This is a genomic window from Rufibacter sp. JT20002 (genome assembly GCF_056491185.1).
This window is the reverse complement of the sequence record NZ_JBSZJY010000001.1, coordinates 1,376,378-1,402,145: the sequence shown is the minus strand read 5'-3', so window position 1 is coordinate 1,402,145 and position 25,768 is coordinate 1,376,378. Positions and strand designations below refer to the sequence as shown.

Sequence of the window (25,768 nt, the reverse complement as noted above, 5' to 3'; positions counted from 1 at the left end):
GTAGGCTTGAGTACTGGGTACATCTTTGTATCTTTACTGATTACCTGTTTGCTTTTACCTATGCTTTCACGTCCAGCCAACCTGTTGCTTAACTTCATGCTCACCGTCTCATTCCTGATCTTGATGTGGCGCTTAGAAGACCCAAATATCATGGTGACCCTGGCTGCTTTCATCGGGTTTATGATGTTTGTGGTGATCAAGATCGTTTTGGTGCTACGGGGGCGGAAAAGCAAATCTTCTAAATAGCGAGACTTTATGGAATCCTTCTTTTTAAACCTTTCACCCACAAACCAGAACGGGGCAGCGCTTTCAAAGCTGTATCTGTTTATGGCGGTGGTGTTTTTTATACTGGGTGGCCTTGGCGTGTACCGGCACTACACCGGCGAAGAGGAAGTCGCCTTTAGCGTGTACCTGCTCCCTTTGCTGCAGCTGGCCCTTGCCGTTTCTTACCTGATTGTGGCCTGGCGCCGCCGCAAGCCCGCCGGAACCAGCTACGTGCAGGTCACCGAAGAACACTTGGAATTGAAACTATCCCAGACCCAGGAGCCGGTTACCCTGCCCTGGAACAGCATCAGCTTGCTGCGGGTGCAGACAGATAAACTGTTGTACCGGCTTACCTCAGGGCAAACAGGCCAGATTGAATTTGACTCCATCCCTGAGGAATATGAAGAAGCCGTGCGGGATGCCATCCGGCAGGCGGGCAAAAGCAAAGGCGTAAGTCTGTAGTCGGCGAAGAACCCACCACCTTTGAAGAAGGGCATTTGGGGGCTGTTTTTGTGAAAGCAGCCCCCAAATGCCCTTCTTTTTTAGCTTCTGCCGGAGAAGGCATTTAGTGATTTCCGGTTGAAGAAAGCCTGCATTTACTGAGCCAGGGCTTTCCTGACGGACAAACAGAAGCTTTGTGAAAGTGCTTAGTAGGATTTTTCTGAGGGCATAGTTAACCCTACGCAGGCGGGAACGTAAAAAGAGCAACGGAAACCCTCCGAGCGCCATCAGTACAAGATCTAAACTATGAAAAATTATTTGTTCTACCTGCTCCTAGCAGCCTCTGTTACCTTGGTCTCCGGTTGTGGTGGCTCCTCCACGGATACTACCTCAGTAGACGCGGCGGGCAAGCACAACGAAGAGGTGCTGGAAAGCACCGGCAAAGACGAAAAAGGGGGCTGGTTTGTGGCCGAGGTAGTCAGCGGTGGTTTGTTTGAGGTGGAAATGGGACGTCTGGCCAGCAGCAAGGCCACTGACCCAAGGGTGAAGCAGTTTGGGCAATTGATGATGGACCATCATACCCAGGCCAACGCCCAGCTGAAACAAATCGCGGACCTGAAAAACCTGATGGTACCTACCGCCTTGGGCGACGACCATCAAGAAACCTTCAATACTGTCATGAGTACCTCTGGGCCAGCCTTTGACAGAGCCTATCTGGAGGCAATGATAAATGACCACAAAGAAACCATTGAGCGGTTTGAGGAAATGTCTGAAGATGGAAAAGACATGGAGCTGAAGGCATTTGCCGGTAAAAACCTGCCCACGCTGCGGGCGCACCTTTCGCAGGTGGAGCAGCTGGAAGAAGAACTGAAGAACGCCGCACAATAGGCTCTGGAACTGAAAACACGTTTGTCTGGGGAAAGGAATTGAAACGATGATTCCACTTAGGTGGTGATAGCACCCCGCAACAGACTTTAAAAAAGGAAAAGCGATGAAAAAGATATTTTATGTAGTGGCAAGTTGTGCTTTGGTAGCAGGAACAGCGTGCAGCAGGATAGATGCCAATACTTCTAACACCGTACCTACCTCAGATGCGTACGAAGCAACTGTGACCTCAACCAACGCCGCCTCTGGAACGGTGGGCACCGGCGGAACCTCGGTAGATGCCTATGTGGCCCCTGGTACCACCAGCAACGTGGCCGGCACCGGTACCATGCGCTACGGTACCCGTACTATCACCGAAGTTACTTTTCTCACCGAGGCTGCCAGCAGCGGCATGATGGAGGTGCAGTTAGGCAAGCTGGCCATGGACCGGAGCGCCAACTCAGAAGTAAAAAAATTTGCCCAGATGATGGTAGACCACCACACCAAGGCAAATCAGGAACTCATGACCGTGGCCTCGGGGATGAACGTAACTCTCCCTTCTACGCTATTGCCCATGCATCAGGAACTGGTAGATCAGTTGTCTAAACTAACCGGCGACGAGTTTGATAAGAAATACATAGACAAGATAGAAGACGTCCATGAAAGCGACATCGCGTTGTTTGACGTGGTGAGCAACGGGGCACCTACTACCTCTGTTAAAGCTTTCGCCATCAGAAACCTTCCGGTGCTGCGTATCCATGAACACCACGCAGACGAACTGGAAACAAAATTGAACAAGTAACAACATGTAGCTCATCCCTAAAAAGCCTGCAAGAGCAGGCTTTTTTTATAAAAAGAAGAGCGGAGCTGGGGCAAAGTGAGGCGCTCCCAAAGAGCTAAAATCGCAGATTAGATGGGCCGTAAAGAACTGGACTTTAACGACTACGCAAATAGCCTTAAGCTTCTGCTTTTTGAAAAGAAACCTGTAAGACCCCAATTATGAAAAACACGATGAAACCATTCACCTATGGAATGCTGGCAGTCCTACTTTCCCTGAACGTGGCCTGCAGTTCTGATCAGCAGGGTGCCAACTCTACTACAGACAATGATACAAACGCAGAAGGCACGGCCGCAAGCCCTACCGCCGCTACCAGTAGCGCGGGCAGTAGCGGTATGGGAGGAGCCACCTCTACCCACGCCATCGCCGCTGATACCTTGTCAGACTCCACCCAACAAGACTAAGGAAGCCGGGGATGGTACAAACCGCAAAGCTCAGGTGGAAATTCAGTATTTGTTCGGGTGAAGGATTGCTAACTGCTTCATTTTTAGAGCGTATACATGGCAGAACGAATTAGAACAAAATAAACTAGAATTATGAAAAAAGTCATGTCAATACTGGTGGCCGGAGCGATGATAACGGGCACAGCATGTACCAGCACCAATACCGGGACTGATGGCAGCACCTCCGGAACAGCTACTTCGACTAGTACAAGCTCTGGTTCTGCCACTGGCACCATGTCAGGCGGCGGCACTATGTCTGGAACTGCGGGCGGAACTACTACCGGAACAACTTCTGGCGGAGGAACCACTACCGGAACAACCGGCACTACCACTGGGGGTACCACAGGAACTACTGGCGGAACCACTGGTACTACAACCGGCACTACTACCGGAGGCACTACTGGTACCACCGGCGGAACAACTGGTACTACTGGAGGCACCACAGGAACAACCGGAGGAGGTACTACTGGTGGCACAACCGCTGGTGGCACTGCTACTGCAGGCGCCACTATGGACATGACTAACATGACCGATGCCATGTTCATGATGACATCGGCTAGCAGTAACTTATTTGAGATCCAGGCTGGTAAACTAGCCACCCAGAGCGCTTCTAACGCAGAAGTGAAGAAATTTGCGCAAATGATGGTAGACCACCACACCAGAGCCAGCAAAGAGCAGATGGCGCTTGCCACCCAAATGAAAGTTACCCTGCCCAAAACCTTGATGCCAATGCACCAAGCCCTCATGGACAGGCTGCAAGGCAAGACCGGCAAACAGTTTGATGAAGCCTATATGGATATCATGGAAACTGCCCATAAAATGGACATAGCCATGTTCACCGCGAAGAGCGCTAACGCAGATACGCCTACGGTGAAGGCTCTTGCCACCAAAACCCTGCCCATGCTGAAATCGCACCAGGAGATGGCCACTAAACTGGAAGACCAGGTAGACTAAGCTCCGCCTTTAAAAATAATTGCAGGTGTCTGTGTTTTGAGGGTACTTCAAAGAAAGTAGCCCCAAAACACAGACACTTTTTTGTAGCCCCTTGGTAGTAATACAGAAGTAAACTAACTCTTTTCCCCTCCTTCAAGATCAGTTGTACACCTAGCTGTTCACTCAGGAGAACGAGTCTTTATAAGAAATTTAACTCCTGCCAGAGGGCTACGTATAAAAACAACTGAAAAAAACAGTTTTACGCGATCATCTATAGAACTATGAAAAAAAGAATGCCCCTCTTTGCGGTTGCCGTTTTACTTACTGGCGCTGCTTGTAATACCTATACCGCCAGTACTGACCCAGACAACTTTGGTACCGGCTATGCCTTGTCAGAAGAAAAAGTAGGCACTGGCAATACCGGTAGCAGCGGTGTGGCCGAAGCCAACAACAATGCCACTCTGGATAACCCAGCCACCGGCACAAACACAGACAGCATGGTGACCAGCCAGGATCCCGAGCAACTATTCATGATGAAAGCCGCCAGCAGCGGTTTGATGGAGGTTGCCGCCGGGAAACTTGCCTCTACCAAAGGACTAAACCCCGAGGTAAAGCAATATGGCCAGCGCATGGTGGCAGACCACACTAAGGCAAATGCTGAACTGAAAGCTATTGCTGCTAAAAAGGGAATAACCCTGCCCACGGCCCCTATGCCTGCGCACCAAGAGCATTTAAACATGCTGAACCAGCAAAGCGAAGGGGAGTTTGACAGAACCTACACCCAGCACATGGTGCAAGCGCATGATATGGACATCGCTGAGTTTGAGCGCGAGGCTACCGCCGGGAAAGATCCAGATCTAAAAGCGTTTGCCGCCAAGAACCTGCCTATCCTGCGCGAGCACCGCAAAATAATACAGCCTATCTACGAGAAAGTAAATAGGGGTGGGGCTTCCAATGCCGCCACTAACCAATCACCTAATGCACGTGCTGGTGGTGCCAAGCCAGCCGCAGCTGGTGGAGGAGCCCAGTAACAAAAAAGCCCGGCCTTTTAAAAGGGCGGGCTTTTCTGCTATTTCTAAGAAAAGAGCGCCAAAACATAAGTAGGCTAATCAGCAGCTTCGTAACAGAAATGGCTTAGCGCAAGATAGAAAGCTAGCTTGTTTTTAAAAGCTTGGATTCAGTACCTTTGGGCCAAACTTTACAAAAACGATGAAATCTATCATGCCTTTCTTTGCGGCTTGTGCTCTGCTGGCCGGTACTGCTTGTTCTACTTATACTTCTTCCACTGATCCGGTTGACTTGGGTTCAGGTAACTCTGTTTCCACGGAAGAAGTAGTTACTGCCAGCCCTGCTGCTGAAACCCACGCAGCAGCTGCCCCGGTGAAAGCCGACAGCGTTGTAGCTGCTAAGCCAGATACAGCTGCCGCTCACTCAGAAGAAGCTGCCCACTAAAATACCGGTTACGTTGCTGTACAAGCCTCTGGTGCGTACGCATAGAAAGTAGTTCTCAGGGTTCGCCTCCTGATGCTTCTAAACCTAAAACAGAAAAGCCTTGCTCTGCAGCAAGGCTTTTCTGTTTTAGGTTTAGAAGCTACTTTCATGAAAAGAGCCCCTAAACGTTATTCGGTTTTCTTTTTCCGGCCGGGCTTTTTCTTTTCCTGCACGGCAGCCGGTGCCGCATCGGCCTCGGTGGTTTCTTTCTTCTTGCGGCCGCGGGTTTTCTTCTCTGGTGCAGGAGCTTCAGGTAAGTCTTCTTCCACCTCAGGCTCTTCTACGTACACCGGAGCGTCAACATAATGGCTGGTGCTCAACTCATCTCGTAAGAAGCGAGCGGTGTACCCAAGATCAAGGGCTGCTACTTCCTCCGGGGTTCCTTGGGCCACAATGGTTCCGCCTTTGGCGCCGCCTTCCGGCCCGATGTCAATCACGTGGTCAGCTACTTTGATTAAGTCCATGTTGTGCTCAATCAACAGCACGCTGTTGCCCTTATCTACTAAGCGGTTCAACACATCAGACAGGTGCTGGATGTCCTGGAAGTGCAGACCGGTGGTAGGCTCATCCAGGATGTAGAGCGTGCGGCCGGTGTCTTTCTTGGAAAGCTCCGTGGCCAGTTTCACGCGTTGCGCTTCGCCTCCGGATAGGGTAGTGGCTTGCTGCCCTAAGGTAATGTAGCCGAGGCCCACCTGGTTCAAGGTTTGAATTTTGCGCAAAATGCGGGGTTGGTGCTCAAAGAACTCCACGGCGGCTTCCACGGTCATGTCCAAGACATCGGTGATGGATTTGCCTTTGAAGCGTACTTCCAGTGTCTCACGATTGTAGCGTTTGCCTTTGCAGGTCTCGCAGGGCACGTACACATCGGGCATGAAGTTCATCTCAATGGTCCGCATGCCGGCGCCTTCGCAGGTCTCGCACCGGCCACCTTTCACGTTAAACGAGAACCGTCCGGCCGCGTAGCCTCTGATTTTCGCCTCGGGCATAGACGCAAACAAACTCCGGATTTCGGTGAACACGCCGGTGTAGGTAGCCGGGTTAGAGCGCGGCGTACGGCCAATAGGGCTTTGGTCCACTTCAATCACTTTGTCAATGTGCTCCAAGCCTTCAATGGCTTTGAACGGCAGCGGTTCGCGCTTGGCGTTGAAGAAGTGCTTGTTCAGGATGGGGTACAGCGTGTCATGGATCAAAGACGATTTGCCGCTGCCCGATACACCCGTTACGCAAAGCAGTTTACCCAACGGTAACTCTAGCGTTACGTCTTTCAGGTTGTGGCCCGTGGCACCGCGTAAGATAAGGCTCTTGCCATTGCCTTCACGTTTCTGCCTGCGCACCGGAATTCCTCGACGGTGGCTCAGGTAATCAGAGGTGGTGGTTTTGCTTTCCATCATCTCTTTAGGCGTGCCGGCCGTCACAATCTGGCCTCCGTGCACGCCGGCGCCCGGCCCAATGTCTACCACGTAGTCAGCGGCCAGGATCATGTCTTTGTCGTGCTCCACTACTACCACCGAGTTACCCAAATCACGCAAGTCTTGCAAGGCCTTGATGAGTTTCTCGTTGTCACGCTGGTGCAGCCCGATGCTGGGTTCATCCATGATGTACAACACGCCCACCAACTGCGTACCAATCTGCGTAGCCAAACGAATCCGCTGGCTCTCGCCCCCGGACAATGTGCGCACGGAGCGGTGCAGGTGCAAATATTCCAATCCCACGTCCACCAGGAAGCCAATCCGCTTCCGGATCTCTTTCAGCAGCTCGCGGGCAATCAGGTTCTGGCGCTCATTCAGGCGTTCCTCCAGGTTCGCTACCCAACCAGCCAGTTCCGCGATGTCCATTTCAGACAGTTGCCCAATATGTTTGTTGTCTAGCTTGAAGTGGAGCGATTCCTTTTTCAGGCGGTAACCGTTACACTCGGGGCAGGTGCTTTGCTGCGTGTATTCCTGCACCCAGTTGCGCACATTCTCCGAGTCAGACTCCAGTTGTTTCTTTAAGAAATTAAGCACGCCCTCAAACACGAAGGGCTCTTTCTTACCTTTCGGGTCTTCTTCCTCAAAACCGTGCAGTAAATGGTTCCAGGCCTCTTCAGGAATATCTTGGATAGGAACAGTAAGCGCGGTTTTGTGGCGTTTCAATAAGGCGGTGATCTGCGAGAAAATCCAGATGTCGCGGTACTCGCCCAGCGGCGCAATCCCGCCCCGGCTGATGCTCACACTCTTGTCTGGCACAATAGATTCCTCGGTGAGTTCTTCAATTTCGCCTAAGCCATTACACACCGGGCAAGCCCCGTACGGTGAGTTAAACGAGAACGTGTTAGGAGCCGGATCATCATAGGCGATGCCGGTGGCCGGGTCCATCAAATGGCGGGAGTAAAACTGCGTTTCGTTGGTGTCCGCGTCCATTGCTAAGGCCGTGCCTTTGCCGTGCTGCAGCGCGTTCTGAATAGACGTAGATAAACGGTAGCGGTCCTCGGCGCTAGGCACCAGCTTGTCAATCACAATCTCAATGTCGTGAATCTTGTAGCGGTCTACCTGCATTTTGGGCGTCAGTTCTACTAACTCGCCGTCAATGCGGGCGCGCAGAAAGCCCATCTTTCTTATCTGCTCGAATAACTCGCGGTAATGACCTTTCCGGCCTTTCACCACCGGCGCCAGAATAATGGTGCGCTTGCCGCTGAAATGCTCCAAAATATGCTGCACAATCTGGTCATCAGACTGCTTCATCATCTTCTCACCGGTCACGTAGCTGTAGGCCTCAGCGGTACGGGCGTAGAGCAAACGCAGAAAGTCGTAAATCTCGGTAATGGTACCCACGGTAGAGCGCGGGTTGCGTGAGGTGGTTTTCTGCTCAATGGAAATCACCGGCGAAAGCCCCTCAATTTTATCCACGTTCGGGCGCTCCAGTCCGCCCAAAAACGAGCGGGCGTAGGCCGAGAATGTCTCCATGTAGCGGCGCTGTCCCTCGGCATAGATAGTGTCAAAGGCGAGCGACGATTTTCCGCTGCCGCTGATGCCTGTAAACACCACCAACTCATTGCGTGGTATTTTGAGCGAAATGTTCTTGAGGTTGTGTTCCCGGGCGCCGTAGACCTCAATAAAAGGCACATCCACGGTGGAGGAGTTATTTTTGGCTACGGAAGTAGCAGTTGATTCTTTTGGCGTCATCCGATTGGTTTCGGTTTAAAGAGCAAAGGTAGGCATTCCCGCGCTACATTAGCACCGGGCAATCCATCTCTTCTTAACCGAAGTTAGGATGGAATAGTTTATTGCAAGGGCGGAGTTTTTGTTGGAGTGTTTAGGGACTGTTTTTGGGAAGAAGTATGAGAATTAGAAATAGCTAAGATTCTAATTTCTCGAATATTTGTACAGTTAAACATTTTTCGTCTTGCGAAAGCTCAAAATTGATAGCCCATCGGAAGTTGCAATCAAAAATGGTCAAGAGAGTATCTCCACTCTGGTCTGCAAGGTCGGTACAAAGTGTACTTAGAACAAATTTTAGCCAAGGACTTTCTATATTCAGAAATCCTATTCCTATATAGTCATTATGGGCCTGGTCAATAACATTAGTTCTAAACCAAATTGGACGGTTATGATAGGTTTGCGGAACTTGAGTTTCTAAGAAAGCATAAACCTGATTCATGGATGACAACAGTTCCTCTTCTTGCATGTATAACAAACTAGGAGAGGCTACAGGAGTTATCCTTTCATAGGTTTTTAGGCCTATGCTTTCAAGGTCAAGGCCTATGTCATCAATTGTGTAATCAGAAATAATTTGTCTTTCAAAATAACCTAGGTTTCTCATTTTTACTCGTTAGAATTTGATTGGAGACTCAGCGTTCCAATTAGGAGTCAAGGTTTCCACTCAAATGCTCAAACCGCTTACCTTCTAACGTCACATAACCCCTCGCTACATCGGCCGTCAAACAAGAGTGTACTGGTATAACGCCTACTAAGCCTCCAATCTTGAACTGAGAAAATAACTCCGGTGTGGTGCGTACAATGCCGTGCTCCTGAGAAAGCGAAATCAATGCTGTTCCTGGCAGCGGTGCTCCCCAGCCATTCTCCGTCAATGGCACTACTAACCCGAAAATCATACCACCATCTGCTTGCGGCAGGGCATCTTTTGAGAAGTGCACGGAGCCGCCGTAGAGAATGACCTCGTTGCGGTCTGGGTGCAGGGCTACTACCGGGCAGGCCATGGCCACGGCGATGTCTTCCAAGCTGCAGGAACTGATAAGATTTTGCATGAGGTCATAGAAGACAAAGTTACCCGGCCGGATCTCGTTCATGCCGCTAAAATCTTCCATAACGCTGCAACTGGGCGTATCCCCGATGGAGAGTTGCAGGTGAGGCCAGGTGCCAACATACCGCTCTTTTAAGCCGCGCATCCTCGTCAGTGTTTCCTGGTGGATGGCTGCAATGCTTTCATAGTTTCTAGCTTTATAGCTGTGACCAGCATGCGCCAGAAAACCTAAAAACGTGTGCTGCGGGGTTTGGGCCAGTTCCTGTAAAACGGCATCTAAAGCGGTAGTGTCTTCGGTCTTAATGCCGGTGCGGCCATAACCTGTGTCTGCTTTAATCCAAATGTTAGCAGGAGTAGACAAATGCGCCCGCAGAAAGGCCACATCATCGGCGGAAGTGACGGTTAGGTTCAACGTAATTTGCTGCGCCAGTTCTGTAATTTGCGGCAGTTGTCGGCGGTTCAGCGGAAAGGCAATGGTAATGTCCTGCCAACCGTGGTGGGCGAAGTACTGTGCCATTCTTACCGAAGAGACTGTGATGGCGGTAATGCCTGCTTTCTTGAACCATTCGCCTACCTGCCAGCTTTGGTGCGTTTTGAAATGCGGCCGCAGCTTTATGTTCTGCCGTTTGGCTTTATCGGCCATGCGGTGGATGTTGGTGCGGGCAATCTGCTCGTTCAGCAGGAGAGTAGGCTCATTGATTTGGTCAAGGAAAGACATGGCAGCAGCGTTAGACAGAAACCAAAGATACAGAAGTCTTCGGTTCTCTCAGGAGCAGCTCCGGTGTTAGTCACCCACTGCTGCTTTGGCTACCACGCTCGTGGGGGATAAAGGAGAGTATTTGAAGTTGCTGAAATAGGCTCCGCCGGAGGCGATCAACCCTATTCTCCCTTTGATGGGCTTTTTGGAGGCCTGTAACTTTATCTCAGAAACTGGTTCAGAGGCACCATTCAGGAAGACCCGGGCTTTGTTGTCTTGGATGATGATTTTTAAGTGCGTCCAGGCAGCGGATTTAGAAGCATTTGGGGTGCAGTTGGGTGCATTCTCCTTGGTTGCTGCGAATACCGGAAAAGCAGATGCAAGTGATTGGAGTACGCTTGATTTAAACGTGATCCCCCTGTAAGCACCATCTGAAGTGTGTTGGAAGACGATGCCTGCTTCTCCTTGCGCGTCATCATCTGTGATATCAACCTCAATAATTCCCTCGTGGTATTTCTCCTCCCCGTAAAGCGCCACGCCTTTGCTGAGGTACAGGCTTTCCTGGCCCAAATAATGCACGTGGCTACTTTTGCCTGCCGGGAGTTGCCAATCAATTGCTTGAGACTCTCGTTTCTGTTCAACGGGAACATTGGCAGTTAGCGAAGAGAGCGCCAGCCATAAAAGTACGTTTTTCATCTTTTTGCCTCCTTTGTTTTAGGTTGAATTCAGCGGAGCGGTTTGCCCCTGTGACTGATACAAAGGTGCTAGAGAAAGCAAAAAGGAAACAGGTCAGTTTGCAGGCGTTTATGGTCATTTTGCCAACGCCTGCTCTCTATAGGCTTTGGGAGTAAGCCCGCAACTGGACTTGAAGAACCGGTTAAAGTTGGCGGTATCTGAAAAGTGGAGGTGGTAGGCAATCTCTGACACGGTCTTGGGCGTGTACAGAAGTTCCCGCTTGGCTTCCAGTAACAGCCTCCCTTTGATCAAAGAGGAAGCGGAGGTGCCAAAGTAGCGTTGGGTAATCTCGTTCAAGTGGGAAGGAGTGATATGCAGCAGATCAGCGTACTCTTGTACCTGGTGCCGTTCCCGAAAATAGGTTTCCAGCAGTTTCCGGAACGTGTAAATGGAGGCGTTCCCCTCGGTGTCAGATTCCGTTTGGTGTTGTTGGGCGAACAGGCGGTTCAGGTGCATGAGCATCTGGTACAATAGCGCCCTGATCATGTGCGGACTGTCGTTCTGCAGCTGTTTGAACTCCTGTTCCATGGCCTCCACTTGCTGGATAAACCTTCTGAACTCCTCTCCTGAGGTCATCACCGCATTGGGTCGGGTAGGATTGTGGAAGAACTGAAAGCGATGCAGAAACAGCGGGTCATTGAAGAACGACGAGATAAAGCCTTCCTCAAAGAAAAGGGTATACCCGCGCACCGGTTGCTCTACTCGCCAGCGGCGTACCTGCCCCGGAGACGTGAAAATGATTTTGCCTGGTTCCAGGGTATGCACCACCTGGTCCAGGCTGAAGGTACCGCTGCCTTCCTGCAGAAACAGCACGTCATAAAAAGAGAGGGTATGAGGCGTGTTGTCCAGCACAAAGTTCTTCAGGCTTTCCATGCGGCCCACATCTAGGAGTAACTCCGGGCCATATTTGTTCCGAAGAAAGTCAAAGTGCGGGATGTGTTGGGTAGAGCGAGGCATTGCGGCGGACAGAGAGGCTACACAGGTTTATACAGACCGAACAGGCCTGGCTGGGCGCGGGCCATTGGGTTTGGAGGTCACCGCAGGTTTGTCTTGTTTCATACGCTTGGGGCCGTACCAGAGCCAGAAACCGGTTACGGTAAAAATGAGTAGGGCCACGCCCATGATGGTGCTGTACATGACTTTCAAGACGCCGTTGTCTACCCCAAACCAGCGGTCCAGAATGGTGCCGTCATGGAGGTTCTCAATAAAATCGGCGCGGCGGGTTTCCAGGTGCAGGAGCTTTCCCGTGGTGGCATCCAACTGTACGCCCAGGTATCTTTCCACGAACAGGAATTTGACGGTGCCTTTATCGGGGCGCATGTCAATGCGGTCCAACGTAAGGGGAACATCCTGGCCCAGCGAGTCTTTGATGGCTTGAAAAGCGTTGGCGGTGAGGCTATCCACAGGCAACCAGTCTTTGAGGTTGGTGGAGGTGCCGGTGTAGGTTTTGGCCAGAATCATGCCGCCGGTGTGTTTTTTCCAGCCCAGCAAAAGCCCGGTAATGGAAATGACAAAGAAAAAGACGAACAGCAAAGCGCCCGTAAGCCGGTGCACTTTCCGGAAATCGCGGAGGACACGGGCCTGTTTCTGTCTTTTGGTGGAATCGGTCACGGCAGGGGGGGAGTAAGCGTTCTTTCTCTTTAACTCAAGGTAAGCAAAGTTAGTGTATTGCGTGAGGCACCAAAGCAAAAGAGCCCCGAAACATTTCGGGGCTCTTTTGCTGAAAACAAGCCAGAATCGGCTTGGGATATCTTTTCCTTAGAAGTTGGGAGACAACAGGTATTTGCTGTAGAAATCATCAATGACTTTCACGGCATCGGTGGCGTTGTCTACAATGCTTACCAGATCCAAATCTTCTGGGCTGATGTTGCTTTCCTGGGTGAGCATCACGTCTTTGATCCAGTCCATCAATCCGCCCCAGTAGGCGCGGCCTACCAGTACAATCGGGAAACGGCCAATCTTCTTGGTTTGGATGAGGGTGATCGCCTCAAACAGTTCATCCAGGGTGCCAAAGCCGCCGGGCATGACAATAAAGCCCTGGGCGTATTTCACAAACATCACTTTGCGCACAAAGAAGTAATCAAAGTTGATGAGCTTGTCTGAGTCAATGTAAATGTTGTTGAACTGCTCAAACGGCAGGTGGATGTTAAGACCCACCGAGCGGCCGCCCTCTGAGTGTGCGCCTTTGTTACCCGCTTCCATGATACCCGGGCCACCACCCGTGATCACGCCGTAGCCGTGGCGCACCAGTTTGGCGGCAATTTCCTCGGCCATTTGGTAGTAAGGGTTCTCTGGTTTGGTACGGGCAGACCCGAAGATGGAGACGCAAGGACCAATCTTGGCCATTTTCTCAAAACCTTCTACAAACTCAGACATCACCTTGAAGATCTGCCAGGAATCAGCGATCTTGATCTCGTTCCAGTCTTTATCAGTGAAGGCCTCCCGTATGCGTTTGTCATCCTCAGTTAGCTCGGGTGCCTCAATTTTGGCTATTTTCTTGGCTTCCTGCAAAGAAGAGACCTTGTTTTCATTTGCATCTGGTTGAACAATGGTGGTACCGCTTCCGGCATTAGTTACCTCGTCTTGTAACTTGGTTTTGCTGTCTTTTCTCAACTTCGTCATATAGCAATCGTGTATATAGCCTATTCTACGCAAAAGGCGCCAAAAACAGGCAGATGATCTTAAATTAAATGGGAACTGGTGCCGGGTAAACAGGTGGTCTGGAAAACTATTTAGACCTGATGGCAATTACGGGGTCCAGGTGGGAAGCAATGACCGCCGGAATGATGCCTGAGAGTACGCCAATCACGACCGATACGCCCAAACCTAAAAGAATGTTGCCGGGCGTAAGGATAATATCCAACGAGCCCATGGGGATAAAGGTTATCAGGGAGACCAGCAAGATACCCACCCCGCCGCCTATGAGGCTGAGAAACACCGACTCAAACAGGAATTGGAAGAGGATGAAAAAGTTTTTGGCGCCTAATGATTTTTGAATACCGATGATGTTGGTACGCTCTTTCACTGAGACGAACATGATGTTGGCAATCCCGAATCCGCCCACTAAGATGGAGAAACCGCCTATGACCCAACCGGCAATGCCAATGATGGCGAACATCTCGCCAATGGCATCGGCCATCATCTCTGAGCGGTTAATGGCAAAGTTGTCTTCCTGGTAAGGTTTCAAACCGCGGATGGTACGCATCTTGCCTTTGATCTCATACTCCAGGTTCTGGAGGGCCACGTCATCTACCCGTCCTTTGACCATGAGGGTGGGCTGGATGCCTCTGGGCCCGCCGGCAAACATCTTCCCGAATGCCCCAAACGGCACGTAGGAGTTCTTGTCATTAGTGGGCATGCCCTCAAACAGACCGGCTCCTTGTTTTTCCATGACGCCAATGATCGTGAACTTCTGCCCGCTGATCCTGATGTCTCCGCCCAGGGCGGTTCCGTGAGGAAAGAGGTTTTGGGCTATCTCGTTTCCAATGACAATCACGTTACGGGACCCGTCTACCTCTTGTTGAGTGAAGAAACGGCCTTCTTCAATGGGTACTTCCGCCACTTTGTTGAAGTCCAGGGTCACGCCCTGTAGCATGATACCGCCCATGCTGTTGTTGCGATGCTTAAAGGTGTTGCCGCCCCTTCTGGCTACCAGGGCCACGGCCTCGGCGTTCTCCAGGTTCTCATGCATGTACCTGAACTCACGGGTGTTGGGAGAAGGGCGCTGCATGAATTTCCACCACGGGATGTCAGAATCGTCACTAAAGATCCAGGGAAATTTCTCTACGTAGACAATGCGCTCACCCACAAAACTCATGCTTTCGCGTATGCTGCGCTCCAGCGAGTCTACAATGGTAAACACCGAGATAATAGCAAAGATACCAATGGTCACGCCCAGCAATGAAAGGATCGTGCGCAGCAGATTAGACCGCAGGGCCTGCCACGCAAACTGAAAGCTCTCATAAACCAAACGGAAGTACAACATGGAGGAAAATACGGATGGAATGGGTTTGAAACAGAAAAGTCTCTGCTTGAAATACTTAGTGGTATAACAAACTTATTAGTAGCGAAAAGAGTTGTTTTCTTACAGTGCTCCCCTTATTTAATATAGCGACTTTCAGGGGAGGCTGCTACTTATATTTGCCTGAAAGTAAAAGAATTTAGCGCAAAGTGCCTACCTTTGCGCTCTATTTTCGCTAATATTTTAATACCGTAATATTAAAAATGAAGTTATCAGAGTTTAAATTTGACCTGCCCAACGACCTGATGGCTACCCATCCGGCCCCAAACCGTGATGAAGCCAGAATGATGGTGATCCACCGTGACAGCGGCAAGATTGAGCATAAAGTTTTCAAAGACATCATTGGTTATTTTGATGACGGTGATGTGATGGTGACCAATAACACCAAGGTGTTTCCGGCCCGTTTGTATGGAAACAAAGAGAAAACCGGTGCCAAGATTGAAGTGTTCCTGCTGCGCGAGCTAGACAAGCGTATTCACCTTTGGGATGTGTTGGTAGATCCGGCCCGTAAAATCAGGGTTGGAAACAAACTCTACTTCGGAGACAGCGATTTAGTAGCTGAGGTAATTGACAATACTACTTCCCGTGGCCGTACCATCAAGTTCTTGTATGACGGCCCAGACGAGGAGTTCTACAAAGTGGTGCACAGCTTAGGCGAAACCCCGCTTCCTAAATACATCAAGCGCGAGCCAGAGCCCGAGGACGAAGAGCGTTACCAAACGGTTTACGCTGAGGTAACCGGTGCCGTGGCCGCCCCAACCGCTGGCCTGCACTTCACCAGAGAAGTATTGAAGCGTCTTGAGTTGAAAGGCGTAGACGTAGCCCCGGTAACTTTGCATGTTGGTTTGGGTACATTCCGTCAGGTGGACGTAGAAGACTTGACCAAGCACAAAATGGATTCTGAGCAGTTCTTCGTGACTGAGCAGACCGCCAAAATCGTGAACAAAGCCTTGGACGCCAAGAAACGCGTTTGCTCCGTAGGAACCACTACCATGCGCGCTCTGGAGTCCTCCGTATCGGCGAACAGCCGCCTGAAGCCAAACGAAGGCTGGACCGATAAATTCGTGTTCCCTCCGTATGACTTCAAGATCGCGAACAGCCTGATCACCAACTTCCACATGCCGGAGTCTACGCTGCTGATGATGGCTGCCGCCTTTGGTGGGTATGAGTTGATCATGGAAGCCTACCAGCAAGCCATTAAAGAGAAATACAAGTTCTTCAGCTACGGAGACGTAATGTTGATTTTGTAAGGACATTTAATTTGACTAAAACGCCCCACTGGTTTTAAACTAGTGGGGCGTTTTGTTTTAGCGCTGTTTTGCTTAAATCACGCCATAAAGGGTCCTTTTCTAGGAGGAGCGCAGTAGAAGGTGCTCAGGAAAACCAAACGGCCTTTCTGTTTGAGCTTGTTTTTCAATGAACGAATGTTAGCGTTAACGGCAGCGGATTAAAAGAATTAACTTATCTTTAATCTGCTAATTGCCAGTAGTGCTTTTCCTTTACTTTTTATAAGTAAAATCTCTTGTCTCCAAAAGGAAAGGCTTGTTCTATTCACGGTTCTGAAATCAAATTCAGTTTGGTAAAGGTGTTTATAAAGTGTGATTCCATCTATTTGAGCTTGTTTAATGGAGGATAAAACTCAAAAGGGAAGTGCGTCTTTGAAAGTAAAGGCGACGCCAGAGCATAGACAGGAAGAACACCCACTCACCGCAAACCTGGATACAGACGGGCAGCGGACTCAACTCACCGGGGCAGAAGCCAACGTGCAGGAGTATAAAAGGCAGCTGGCGGCCTTACAAGAAGAATTGCAGCAGACCCGCCTTGAACTGGAAAAAGCAAAAGACCGGGCTCGGCAATCAGTTTCTGATCAGATCAACGTCAGCCTCCTGAAGGAAATAAGCGAGTACAAGCGGGTCATGGAACTGGAGCGGTTGGGAAAGCAGGTGCTGGAAAGAAACGCTTTGCCCGGCAGTACCTTAGAGTCAACCATCTCTTTTTACCTGCAAGGCATAGAGAAGCTGCACAAAGGCATGTTCTGTTCCTGCATGCGCCTGGAGGGAAGTAAACTGTACCCCATTGCGGCCCCCAGTCTGCCAGAAAGCTTCTGCAAGAATATAAGAGGCATCCAGATTGGAGAAGCGGCAGGCTCCTGCGGCACGGCGGCCTTTCTGGGCCAGAAGGTGATTGCGACCAATGTCAAAACAGACCCGCGCTGGAAGAATCATTACCAATCACTGCTGGCTTACGGGTTAGAGGCTTGTTGGTCTTTCCCATTAATCGGGTCAAACCAGAAGATTCTGGGCACCGTGGCTGTGTATTACCAGGAGGTAAAAGCACCCACGCCAGAAGAAGAGCAATCTCTGGAAAGTATCCGAAACCTGCTGCAACTCATTCTGGAGAGCAAAATGTCTGAGAATGAACTGCGGCAAAGCAACGAACGCTACTATTATGCCACCCTGGCCACTAACGATGCCATCTGGGACCTTGATGTGCCTGCGTTCAAGATCAATTGGGGGAAAGGATTTGAGAAGCTGTTTGGGTATGATATAAAAGAGTTTGGGCCCGAGTTTGACTTCTGGGCGGAACAGGTGCACCCAGACGATCTGGATCGGGTAAATGCCTCTTTGGATGAGGTCATTAACAGCACAGACCAGGAGTTCTGGCGCGAAGAGTACCGGTTCAGGAAAGCCACCGGCGAGTATGCCTACGTGGTAGACCAGGGTACCTTAATCCGCGATAATGCGGGAAAGCCCATCCGAATTGTGGGCGCCATGCTGGATGTCACCGAGCAGAAGCAGACTGAGGAAACACTGAACAAGCTTTCGGTGGTAGCCCGCGAAACCATCAACGGGGTGCTGATCATGAACCCCGACCTGACGGTGCAGTGGGTGAACGCCTCTTTCACCCGCATGATGGGGTACACCCTGGAGGATATGGTGGGCAAAACTCCCGGCACTTTGCTGAACGGCCTTGAAACCGACCTTAACACCCTTGACCTAATTGACCGCGAGGTAACGGCCCAGCACTCCCTGGAATGTGAGATCATCCAGTACTCCAAGACAAGGGAAAAGCATTGGATTAAGCTGCAGGTACAGCCTTTGCTGAACGCGAAGGGGCAGGTAGAAAGCATTTTTGCGCTTTTAACAGATATCACACAGCAGAAAGCCGAGGAGCAGCAGTTGCGCTTGCTGGAGTCTGTGATTACCCACGCCAAAGATGCCATCATCATCAGCGAGGTATCCCTTGGTGTTCCGCAGAAATTGAAAGCCCTCTTCTTCAACAAGGCATTCTTTCAGATGACGGGCTACACCCAAGAGGAAGTGCTGGGCAAAGATCCTTCTTTCCTGAATGGCCCGGCAACGAACAGGGACACCATGCAAGAGGTGGCGGAGCGCATGCAGGCCAACTTGTTCAGTGAGGTGGAGCTGGAAAGTTACCGCAAAGACGGTTCGTCTTTCTGGACCCAGTTGCTGTTGATTCCTATGTTCAACCGCAAACAAAAGCTCACGCACTGGATTTCTATTTTGCGTGACGTCACCAACCGCAAGCACTATGAACAGGAGCGCGAGGTGCTTATTTCTGAGTTAACCCAGAACAACGCTGATCTAAAGCAATTCACGTTTATTACCTCGCACAACCTGCGGGCCCCCTTGGCCAACCTCACCGGTATTGCCAACCTGATTGACACAGATTCTATTCCGGAGGGCAGAAACAAGATCCTGATTCAGAAGTTCAAGGAATCTACGGTGCAGCTGAACACCATCATTGATGACCTTCTGGAAGTGCTGGTGATCAAAGACAACCCGCACACAAACAAGGAGGAAGTGAACCTGGCCAAGGCCTTTGAAAAAGTGGTGATATCAGTAGACGGGCTTCTGGATAAGAAAGACATACAGCTTACCACCGATTTCTCCCAGGTGCCTCAGGTATATTACAACGCCGGTTACTTGCACAGCATTCTCCTGAACCTGCTTACTAATGCCGTTAAGTACCGCTCGCCCGAAAGGCCGCTGCACATAGACGTTAAAGTTGAAAAAGTAGACGGGTGCGAAAAGCTTTACTTCTCAGATAATGGCTTAGGCATAGACCTGAAAAGATACGGCGAGCGCATTTTTGGTTTGTACCAACGTTTCCATCAGCACAAAGACAGCAAGGGGATGGGGCTGTACATTGCCCATTCGCAGGCAAAAGCCATGGGCGGAAATCTCAGCGTCATCAGTGAAGTAAACAAAGGCTCTACCTTCATCCTGGAATTCTAAGCTAAAGACACTACTATTTGGCCGCCTTAAAGGTCATCTGAAACAATACTAGGGATTCTCTTGCAGCCTTTCTAAGCTGTTTTCTGTAAATCAGCCCTGAAACAGAGATAGCCTTGGCGCGCTGGAATGCGTATCTTGCGGCTACCATGCTTTCACCCGTTTTAAAGAAATACGCGATCATAGTGGCTGGTGGCTCCGGCAGCAGAATGCAGGCTGCCCGCCCCAAACAGTTTCTTCTCATCGCTGGCCAACCAGTACTTATGCACACCCTGCGGCGGTTCCATGCGTTTGACCCGGAGATGCCGTTAATAGTGGTGCTGCCCGAAGCCGAGTTACCTGCCTGGCAAACCTTATGCACAGAACATCAGTTTACCCTTCCGCATCAGGCGGTAGCCGGAGGTAGCAGCCGGTTTCAGTCGGTGAAGAACGGGCTGGCAGCCTTGCCCAATGCAGAAGATGGCGTAGTGGCTGTGCATGACGGCGTGCGGCCTTTTATTGACAATGCCATTCTACACACCGCCTACACCGTTGCCGCCGAAAAAGGTGCCGCCGTGGTGGCAGTCTCGTTGAAAGAATCTATCAGGCGGGTGCAGGGTACGCACTCCAAAGCCGTGGACCGCACCGCTTACCGGTTGGTACAGACGCCGCAGTGTTTCAGGCTTCCTTTGCTAAAACAAGCCTACAATCAACCCGAAATACCGCTCTTTACAGATGACGCCTCGGTAGTGGAACGGTTTGGTCATAAGATAGAACTAGTGGAGGGAAGCTTCCGGAACATCAAGTTAACTACCCCGGAAGACCTGGTGCTGGCGGAGGCCTTTCTCCTGCAGGAGGCAGGTAGATAAATTAGCTGTCAGAGCTTTTCAAATGGGGAAGGTAGGTTCTGCTTCTGGGCTTTTTCAGAAAACAAGAGTTAAACAGGAGGAAGCAGCCGCCCAAAGCTTTTTGTTTGCCTTAATGATTCCTGAGGGCCTTGCTTACAACCTTGCCGTTGTAAAATCTTTTTCTTCCAGAAACCGCTGTTGGGCCAGTACCGTTTCTGGGGTGATTTCTTCTAAGGTGGGGTGAGGCTGCGAGATATTGAGCAAGTAGCCTTGCAGCGGCATCAGGTTCAGCAAGTCATGGGTGATGCAGAGCACAGTCTTCTGCTCTTCTCGCACCCAACCCGCCATCAAATCAAACACCCGCTTCTTGTGGTACACATCCAATTGCTGGGTGGGTTCATCCAGTAAAGCAATAGGAGCATCTTGGAGCATCAGCTGCGCAAGCCACACCATCTGCTGCTCTCCACCTGAAAGATCGGTGAAGGTGCGCTGGCTTAAGTGGGAGATGTGCAGGCGGTCTAGCATGGCTTCGGCGCGGGCGTAGTCGGCAGCGGTGTAATGCTCCAATAAGCGTTTCTGCCGGAAAAGGCCCATGACCACCAACTCCCGCACTTTGATGGGGAACGCCACGGTATTTTTCTGGGGAAGGTAGGAGAGGGAGCGGGCAATTACCCCGGCGCGAGCAGCCAACGGTTTGCCCTGCAACAGAATCTGGCCTTGGTAAGGCACTTGGCCGGTGAGGGTTTTCAGGAACGTGGATTTGCCGCTGCCGTTATGCCCAATAATTGCCACAAACGTAGGTTCTGGCACTAAAAAAGAAAGGTTGCGGAGAAGTACGCGCTCGTCGTATCCCGCAACCAGTTCTTTTATTTCTAAGACGCTCAAGTCAGATTAGAAATCAGAAATTAAAAATTAGATTATCGGAGAAGGCTTACGCCCGTTCTGATTTCTAACTCAGAATCCCTAATTGAATACTAGTATTCGTCCTCGTTGAACATGAAGTCTTCTTTGGTAGGATAGTCCGGCCAAACTTCTTCAATGCTCTCGTAAGGCTGACCATCGTCTTCCAAAGCTTGTAGGTTCTCTACCACTTCCATAGGGGCACCGGAGCGGATAGAATAGTCAATTAATTCATCTTTGGTAGCTGGCCAAGGCGCATCTTCCAGATAAGAGGCAAGTTCAAGTGTCCAATACATAGTAAATTCGCTTTTAAAGTATAGCTATACAAACAAGTTGCAGAGGTAAACGAGCCGCAAAAATAAGATTTTGATTGACAATTCAAATTTTTCTTATTAATGCTGAACCCTTGCAATGCTAAAACACAACGGCCAATTCTGCAAAATGTTTAGGTAAGAACTTATTTTTTACTGATGGCGGGCGCTGCTGCGGCCATCACCGGTGTTGAAAAGGTAATTAATGCCTAGTTGAATGCCGGCTACCATGTTCTGGCGCAGCACGTAATAATCGGTGTCTCGGCTGTAATCTTCAATGTGCTCTTCTTTGCGGATGTTTACAAAGTTGTAGCCATACCGCAGGTTAGCGGTTAAAATGAAGTTGTCTGCGAGGCTGTATTCAGCGCCTAAGCCCAGCAACACACCCAGGTCATATTCATTAAACTCACCAACATTGGAGTTGTTACGGTCGCTTTCCTCAGTGCTAGCCAGAAGGTAGTTGCCCTGCGATACCGAGAAGGTGGTGGTTTTTACTGTGTAGGAAGCCGTGCGGGAAAAAGTGTTGCGCTCCGTGCCTTTCTGCAGAATACCTAATTGCGGACCCACCTGGAAGTTGAAACGTACGGTACCGGCGGTAGTGTATTTGAATAGCAAAGGAATATTCCAATACACTAGGTCAATCTCCTTCTCGCCGGCTTTGTTGCCTGCATTGTCAATGAGGTCAAATTTCTCGCCTTGGTGCGAGCGGTAGATCTCAGCCTGTAGGTTGTGGTTCTCGTTGAATTTGTAGCCTGCCACAAACCCGAAGGGCGCCCATTTGGTGGTAAAGCGGTGTTTGTAGTTGACATCCTCGTACTGCTCGTCATTGATGATCCAGGTGTTCTGGAACTGCGTGGTAAGCCCCACATAAGGGCCTTTGATGTTCTGAGACTGAGCCAGGAAAGGAAGAGATAGGAATAGTAGTAAAAAATATCTTCTCATAAGTAAGCCGTTAGATTTTAGGATTATTTCTAACGGCTTACGAATGGTTTAGGCAATTTTGTTGCTTTGTACGCCAGACTTTTTGCGCAAAAGCTCTATCAATTCGTTTTTAGTGCGAATTTTCCGGTTAAAATTCTTGATTTTTCCTTCCAGCATAGAGCGGAAAGCCTCATTCCCCGGATTTGGATTTAACCGACCTAAGTTGGTCTCCAGCACTTCCAGCTCCTGCTTGTCATACTTGATGAAATCACGCAGGGCGTTGATGCGGGCGTGCAACTGATCCATGTCTGAGTTCTTGCCCTCTGGCAACGGCCGTTTGCGCATGAAGTGCTCCAGGCTGCTCAGTTCAAAAATTTTATCGCAGGCTACTAAGAAGCTTTCCCAAACGGCGTCAGACTCTTCCTGCTTCACTGGGCCTACTTTTTTCCAAGCGGCTTGCAGTTCTTTGGCTTTGGGTACAGCCTGCTGTACCGGCTGGTCTAAAAGGGCCTCGGCTTGGGCAACCAAAGAGCGTTTCTTCTCCAGGTTGTCTTCCAGGTACTTGTCCTTAGACTCGGTCTTCTGGCTGTTGATGTGCTTTTTAAGGCGCTCAAAGAAGTGGTTGTTGGCCGCCCTGAAACTGTTCCAGAGGTCATTGGACATCTTGCGGGGCAGGGTGCCACCAATCTCTTTCCACTGGTTCTGCAGGTCTTTGAGCTTCTTGCTGGTTTCTTCCCATTCCTCAGAGTTCTTCAGGGCCTCAGACTGTGAGATCAAGGCCTTGTACTTGTCTATGGTGCGGGAGAGCATGTCTTTTTTGTCCTGGAAGAACTCTTTCTTGCGGGTGAAGAACACCTCCACGGCTGTTTTGAAGCGTTCCTCCAGTTCCTCGGTCAATGACTTGTCAACCGGGCCGGTCTTGATCCAGTTCTGGCGCAGTTCCTTCAGCTTGTCGGTGGTTTCCTGCCAGTCAATGCTGTCTTGCAGGGCCTCGGCCTGTTGGATGAGGGTGATTTTGGTAGCCAGGTTCTTGTCGCGGTTGCGGGCAATGGCTTCTTTGATTTCTTCCTCGGCAGAGGAGAGTCGGTGGTGCAAAGATTCAAAATCGCCAATGGCGTCATACTTCTCAATCTGCTCTTTCAAGTGCAGGACCTTCATCAAGAAAGAACCTTTGTTCTCAGACGTTTCAATCTTCTCCAAAAGGCCTTCTACCTTCTGTTTGAAGTTCTCAAAACGGTTTGCGAAGTACTGCAGTGATTCCTCGGGGACCTCCTTTACATCGCCAACCTGGCGTGCCGGAAAGTGCATAAATGGCTTCAACCACACCTGGTTACCCTCAATGTAGCCGTACTTATGGGCCTCCTCAGACAAATCTTTGGTTTCCATCAACTGGATAATTAACTGTAAAATTTAAGGTCTATTTTGGTACAAGTTTATGAATTAACGCCAATTTTCATAACTCGCCCGTGCCAAAATTTACGATATTTGTACCCATTGGCAGAAAATATACGCAACTTGACGTTTGTTTGCATACTGATTTTCGGGAACAAGGTTATCTGTTTCGTTTTGGGGTCGTTTTTCTGAAAACCCCACCCAACAGTTTCCTGCCGATGGACTGACCAGAATCTATACACTATTCATGAGCAACGAAACCATTATCTTCTCCATGGCGGGGGTGAATAAAATTTACCCGCCGCAGAAACAGGTTCTCAAGAACATCTATCTTTCTTTCTTTTACGGTGCCAAAATTGGCGTGTTGGGTCTAAACGGCTCGGGTAAATCATCCCTGCTGAAAGTGATTGCCGGCGTAGACAAGCAGTTTCAGGGCGAGGTGGCTTTCTCGCCGGGCTACTCTGTAGGCTACTTGGAGCAAGAGCCGCAGCTGGACCCCTCCAAAACCGTAATGGAAATTGTACAGGAAGGCGTAGCCGAGACCGTGGCGCTCTTAAAGGAGTACGACGAGATCAACGAGGCTTTCGCCGATGAGAACGCTGACTTTGACAAACTGATGGCCCGCCAGGGCGAGGTGCAGGAGCGCCTGGATCACCTGGGCGCCTGGGACTTGGACAGCAAATTAGAGCGCGCCATGGATGCCCTGCGCACCCCTCCGGGAGACGCCTTTATCGGCAACCTGTCTGGTGGTGAGAAGCGCCGCGTAGCCCTTTGCCGCCTTCTGCTGAAAGAACCCGATGTATTGCTTTTAGATGAGCCTACTAACCACTTAGACGCCGAGTCTGTGCTGTGGCTGGAGCAACACTTACAACAGTATAAAGGCACCGTAATTGCCGTAACCCACGACCGTTACTTCCTGGACAAAGTAGCAGGCTGGATTCTGGAACTGGATCGTGGCGAAGGTATTCCGTGGAAAGGAAACTACACCAGCTGGCTGGAGCAGAAAGCCGAGCGTTTGGCCAAAGAAGAGAAAACCGAAAGCAAGCGCCAAAAGACCTTACAGCGCGAGTTGGAGTGGGCCCGCATGAGTCCGAAGGCCCGCCAAGCCAAGTCCAAAGCCCGTTTAGGCAACTACGAGAAAATGGCCTCTGAGGAAGCCAAAGAGAAAGAGCAGAAACTGGAGCTCTTCATCCCAGACGGTCCGCGTTTAGGGAACGTGGTGATTGAAGCCGAAGGGCTGAGCAAAGCGTTTGGCGACAAACTGTTGTTTGAAGATTTATCGTTCAACCTGCCACCGGCGGGTATCGTGGGCATCATTGGGCCGAACGGGGCGGGTAAATCTACTTTGTTCCGCCTCATCACCGGCCGCGAAGCCGCTGATACCGGTAACATTACCGTAGGACCAACTGTGGAAACTGCCTACGTAGACCAGCAGCACGAGAACCTGGACCCGAACAAATCGGTGTTTGAGACCATCTCTGGTGGTACCGAAACCATGTTGTTGGCTGGTCGCCAGGTGAACGCCCGCGCGTACGTAAGCAAGTTCAACTTCACCGGTGGTGACCAGGAGAAGAAAGTGGGCGTGCTGTCCGGGGGAGAACGCAATCGCGTGCACCTGGCCATGACGTTGAAGCAAGGTGCCAACCTGCTGCTGCTAGATGAGCCTACCAACGATTTGGACGTAAACGCCATTCGTGCTCTGGAAGACGCACTTGAGAACTTCGCCGGTTGCGCCGTAGTCATCTCCCACGACCGCTGGTTCCTGGACAGAATCGCTACGCACATTTTGGCCTTTGAAGGCGACTCCCAAGTGGTTTGGTTCGAAGGAAACTTCTCTGACTACGAAGAAGCCAAGAAGAAGCGCCTTGGTGACGTAGAACCGAAGCGTATCCGTTACAAAAAGCTGATGGACTAAGTCTGCTTAGCATCTAGTTTTATGAAAAGAGCCCGGGAACTTACGCTTTCGGGCTCTTTTTTGTTTATGTAAGGTGTGGATTGTTGTTGATAATATTAGCTGTAAAAGAGACTACTTCTGAATCCTTTTTACTTCAACCTTAAAAGCGTTTATAAAGGTGTTAATTGGTTGAATTTTAGTGTTTTGTATGTGGATAACCACTGTATGAGAAAGTGATAAATTAGGGTTCATGAGCGGGGAGGGACGAGGTATTTGTCTTTATATTTGAATCAACTAATCG

The 25,768-nt window shown here is 50.3% G+C and carries 24 protein-coding genes; 12 read left to right on the top strand and 12 right to left on the bottom strand.

Annotated features, from left to right (window positions below):
* The first annotated feature begins 60 nt into the window (after positions 1–60).
* The 8 genes from ACW9SV_RS05495 to ACW9SV_RS05460 all read left to right on the top strand — a co-directional run bounded on the left by ACW9SV_RS05495 (position 61) and on the right by ACW9SV_RS05460 (position 5,235).
* Positions 61–246: a hypothetical protein gene (locus tag ACW9SV_RS05495; protein WP_479555735.1), complete on the top strand. Its 186-nt coding sequence runs from the start codon at positions 61–63 to the stop codon at positions 244–246.
* A gap of 9 nt (positions 247–255) precedes the next feature.
* On the top strand, positions 256–726 hold the full coding sequence (locus ACW9SV_RS05490) for a hypothetical protein (RefSeq protein WP_479555734.1): 471 nt from the start codon (positions 256–258) through the stop codon (positions 724–726).
* Positions 727–1,011: 285 nt separating this feature from the next.
* The gene (locus ACW9SV_RS05485; RefSeq protein ID WP_479555733.1) at positions 1,012–1,593 is read left to right on the top strand and encodes a DUF4142 domain-containing protein; all 582 of its coding nucleotides are present in this window, start codon (positions 1,012–1,014) and stop codon (positions 1,591–1,593) included.
* A 103-nt stretch (positions 1,594–1,696) separates the two neighbouring features.
* Positions 1,697–2,371 carry a DUF4142 domain-containing protein gene (locus tag ACW9SV_RS05480; RefSeq protein WP_479555732.1) on the top strand — a complete coding sequence of 225 codons (675 nt, stop codon included), beginning with the start codon at positions 1,697–1,699 and terminating at the stop codon, positions 2,369–2,371.
* A gap of 197 nt (positions 2,372–2,568) precedes the next feature.
* Positions 2,569–2,811, top strand: coding sequence for a hypothetical protein (locus tag ACW9SV_RS05475; protein WP_479555731.1), 243 nt, complete (start codon positions 2,569–2,571; stop codon positions 2,809–2,811).
* A 132-nt stretch (positions 2,812–2,943) separates the two neighbouring features.
* Entirely contained in the window at positions 2,944–3,804 is an 861-nt protein-coding gene (locus ACW9SV_RS05470) for a DUF4142 domain-containing protein (RefSeq protein WP_479555730.1), read from the top strand.
* 260 nt (positions 3,805–4,064) lie between these two features.
* Complete coding sequence (locus ACW9SV_RS05465; protein WP_479555729.1) at positions 4,065–4,814, top strand: DUF4142 domain-containing protein; 750 nt, start codon at positions 4,065–4,067, stop codon at positions 4,812–4,814.
* A 178-nt stretch (positions 4,815–4,992) separates the two neighbouring features.
* Positions 4,993–5,235 carry a hypothetical protein gene (locus ACW9SV_RS05460; protein ID WP_479555728.1) on the top strand — a complete coding sequence of 81 codons (243 nt, stop codon included), beginning with the start codon at positions 4,993–4,995 and terminating at the stop codon, positions 5,233–5,235.
* A 167-nt stretch (positions 5,236–5,402) separates the two neighbouring features.
* Here the strand turns inward: ACW9SV_RS05460 and uvrA are convergent, their stop codons facing one another.
* From uvrA to ACW9SV_RS05420, 8 genes are all read right to left on the bottom strand, one after another.
* Positions 5,403–8,435: an excinuclease ABC subunit UvrA gene (uvrA, locus tag ACW9SV_RS05455; RefSeq protein ID WP_479555727.1), complete on the bottom strand. Its 3,033-nt coding sequence runs from the start codon at positions 8,433–8,435 to the stop codon at positions 5,403–5,405.
* A gap of 172 nt (positions 8,436–8,607) precedes the next feature.
* Positions 8,608–9,072 carry a hypothetical protein gene (locus ACW9SV_RS05450; RefSeq protein WP_479555726.1) on the bottom strand — a complete coding sequence of 155 codons (465 nt, stop codon included), beginning with the start codon at positions 9,070–9,072 and terminating at the stop codon, positions 8,608–8,610.
* Positions 9,073–9,112: 40 nt separating this feature from the next.
* The gene (locus ACW9SV_RS05445; RefSeq protein WP_479555725.1) at positions 9,113–10,231 is read right to left on the bottom strand and encodes an alanine racemase; all 1,119 of its coding nucleotides are present in this window, start codon (positions 10,229–10,231) and stop codon (positions 9,113–9,115) included.
* 66 nt (positions 10,232–10,297) lie between these two features.
* Complete coding sequence (locus ACW9SV_RS05440; protein ID WP_479555724.1) at positions 10,298–10,906, bottom strand: hypothetical protein; 609 nt, start codon at positions 10,904–10,906, stop codon at positions 10,298–10,300.
* A 114-nt stretch (positions 10,907–11,020) separates the two neighbouring features.
* Positions 11,021–11,902, bottom strand: a complete 882-nt coding sequence (locus ACW9SV_RS05435; protein WP_479555723.1) for a helix-turn-helix domain-containing protein — start codon at positions 11,900–11,902, stop codon at positions 11,021–11,023.
* 27 nt (positions 11,903–11,929) lie between these two features.
* On the bottom strand, positions 11,930–12,556 hold the full coding sequence (locus ACW9SV_RS05430) for a PepSY-associated TM helix domain-containing protein (protein ID WP_479555722.1): 627 nt from the start codon (positions 12,554–12,556) through the stop codon (positions 11,930–11,932).
* 147 nt (positions 12,557–12,703) lie between these two features.
* The gene (locus ACW9SV_RS05425) at positions 12,704–13,567 is read right to left on the bottom strand and encodes an LOG family protein (protein WP_479555721.1); all 864 of its coding nucleotides are present in this window, start codon (positions 13,565–13,567) and stop codon (positions 12,704–12,706) included.
* Positions 13,568–13,673: 106 nt separating this feature from the next.
* Positions 13,674–14,930 carry an ABC transporter permease gene (locus ACW9SV_RS05420; RefSeq protein WP_479555720.1) on the bottom strand — a complete coding sequence of 419 codons (1,257 nt, stop codon included), beginning with the start codon at positions 14,928–14,930 and terminating at the stop codon, positions 13,674–13,676.
* Positions 14,931–15,169: 239 nt separating this feature from the next.
* Between ACW9SV_RS05420 and queA the strand changes: the two genes are divergently transcribed.
* From queA to ACW9SV_RS05405, 3 genes are all read left to right on the top strand, one after another.
* Positions 15,170–16,216, top strand: a complete 1,047-nt coding sequence (gene queA / locus ACW9SV_RS05415) for a tRNA preQ1(34) S-adenosylmethionine ribosyltransferase-isomerase QueA (protein WP_479555719.1) — start codon at positions 15,170–15,172, stop codon at positions 16,214–16,216.
* A 375-nt stretch (positions 16,217–16,591) separates the two neighbouring features.
* Positions 16,592–19,225, top strand: a complete 2,634-nt coding sequence (locus tag ACW9SV_RS05410; protein WP_479555718.1) for a PAS domain S-box protein — start codon at positions 16,592–16,594, stop codon at positions 19,223–19,225.
* A gap of 113 nt (positions 19,226–19,338) precedes the next feature.
* The gene (locus ACW9SV_RS05405; RefSeq protein WP_479555717.1) at positions 19,339–20,070 is read left to right on the top strand and encodes a 2-C-methyl-D-erythritol 4-phosphate cytidylyltransferase; all 732 of its coding nucleotides are present in this window, start codon (positions 19,339–19,341) and stop codon (positions 20,068–20,070) included.
* A gap of 132 nt (positions 20,071–20,202) precedes the next feature.
* On the opposite strand, the gene ACW9SV_RS05400 is transcribed toward ACW9SV_RS05405, so the two are convergent.
* The 4 genes from ACW9SV_RS05400 to ACW9SV_RS05385 form a co-directional block, all read right to left on the bottom strand.
* Positions 20,203–20,934, bottom strand: coding sequence for an ABC transporter ATP-binding protein (locus ACW9SV_RS05400; RefSeq protein WP_479555716.1), 732 nt, complete (start codon positions 20,932–20,934; stop codon positions 20,203–20,205).
* Between the two features lie 89 nt (positions 20,935–21,023).
* Complete coding sequence (locus ACW9SV_RS05395; RefSeq protein ID WP_022821757.1) at positions 21,024–21,245, bottom strand: DUF2795 domain-containing protein; 222 nt, start codon at positions 21,243–21,245, stop codon at positions 21,024–21,026.
* 168 nt (positions 21,246–21,413) lie between these two features.
* A complete protein-coding gene (locus ACW9SV_RS05390; RefSeq protein WP_479555715.1) occupies positions 21,414–22,202 on the bottom strand; it encodes an outer membrane beta-barrel protein in 789 nt (262 codons plus the stop codon).
* Positions 22,203–22,250: 48 nt separating this feature from the next.
* Entirely contained in the window at positions 22,251–23,567 is a 1,317-nt protein-coding gene (locus ACW9SV_RS05385; protein WP_479555714.1) for a DUF349 domain-containing protein, read from the bottom strand.
* Positions 23,568–23,820: 253 nt separating this feature from the next.
* Here ACW9SV_RS05385 and ettA point away from each other — a divergent pair, with 253 nt between their 5' ends.
* Complete coding sequence (gene ettA, locus ACW9SV_RS05380; protein ID WP_479555713.1) at positions 23,821–25,488, top strand: energy-dependent translational throttle protein EttA; 1,668 nt, start codon at positions 23,821–23,823, stop codon at positions 25,486–25,488.
* Positions 25,489–25,768: the final 280 nt, after the last annotated feature.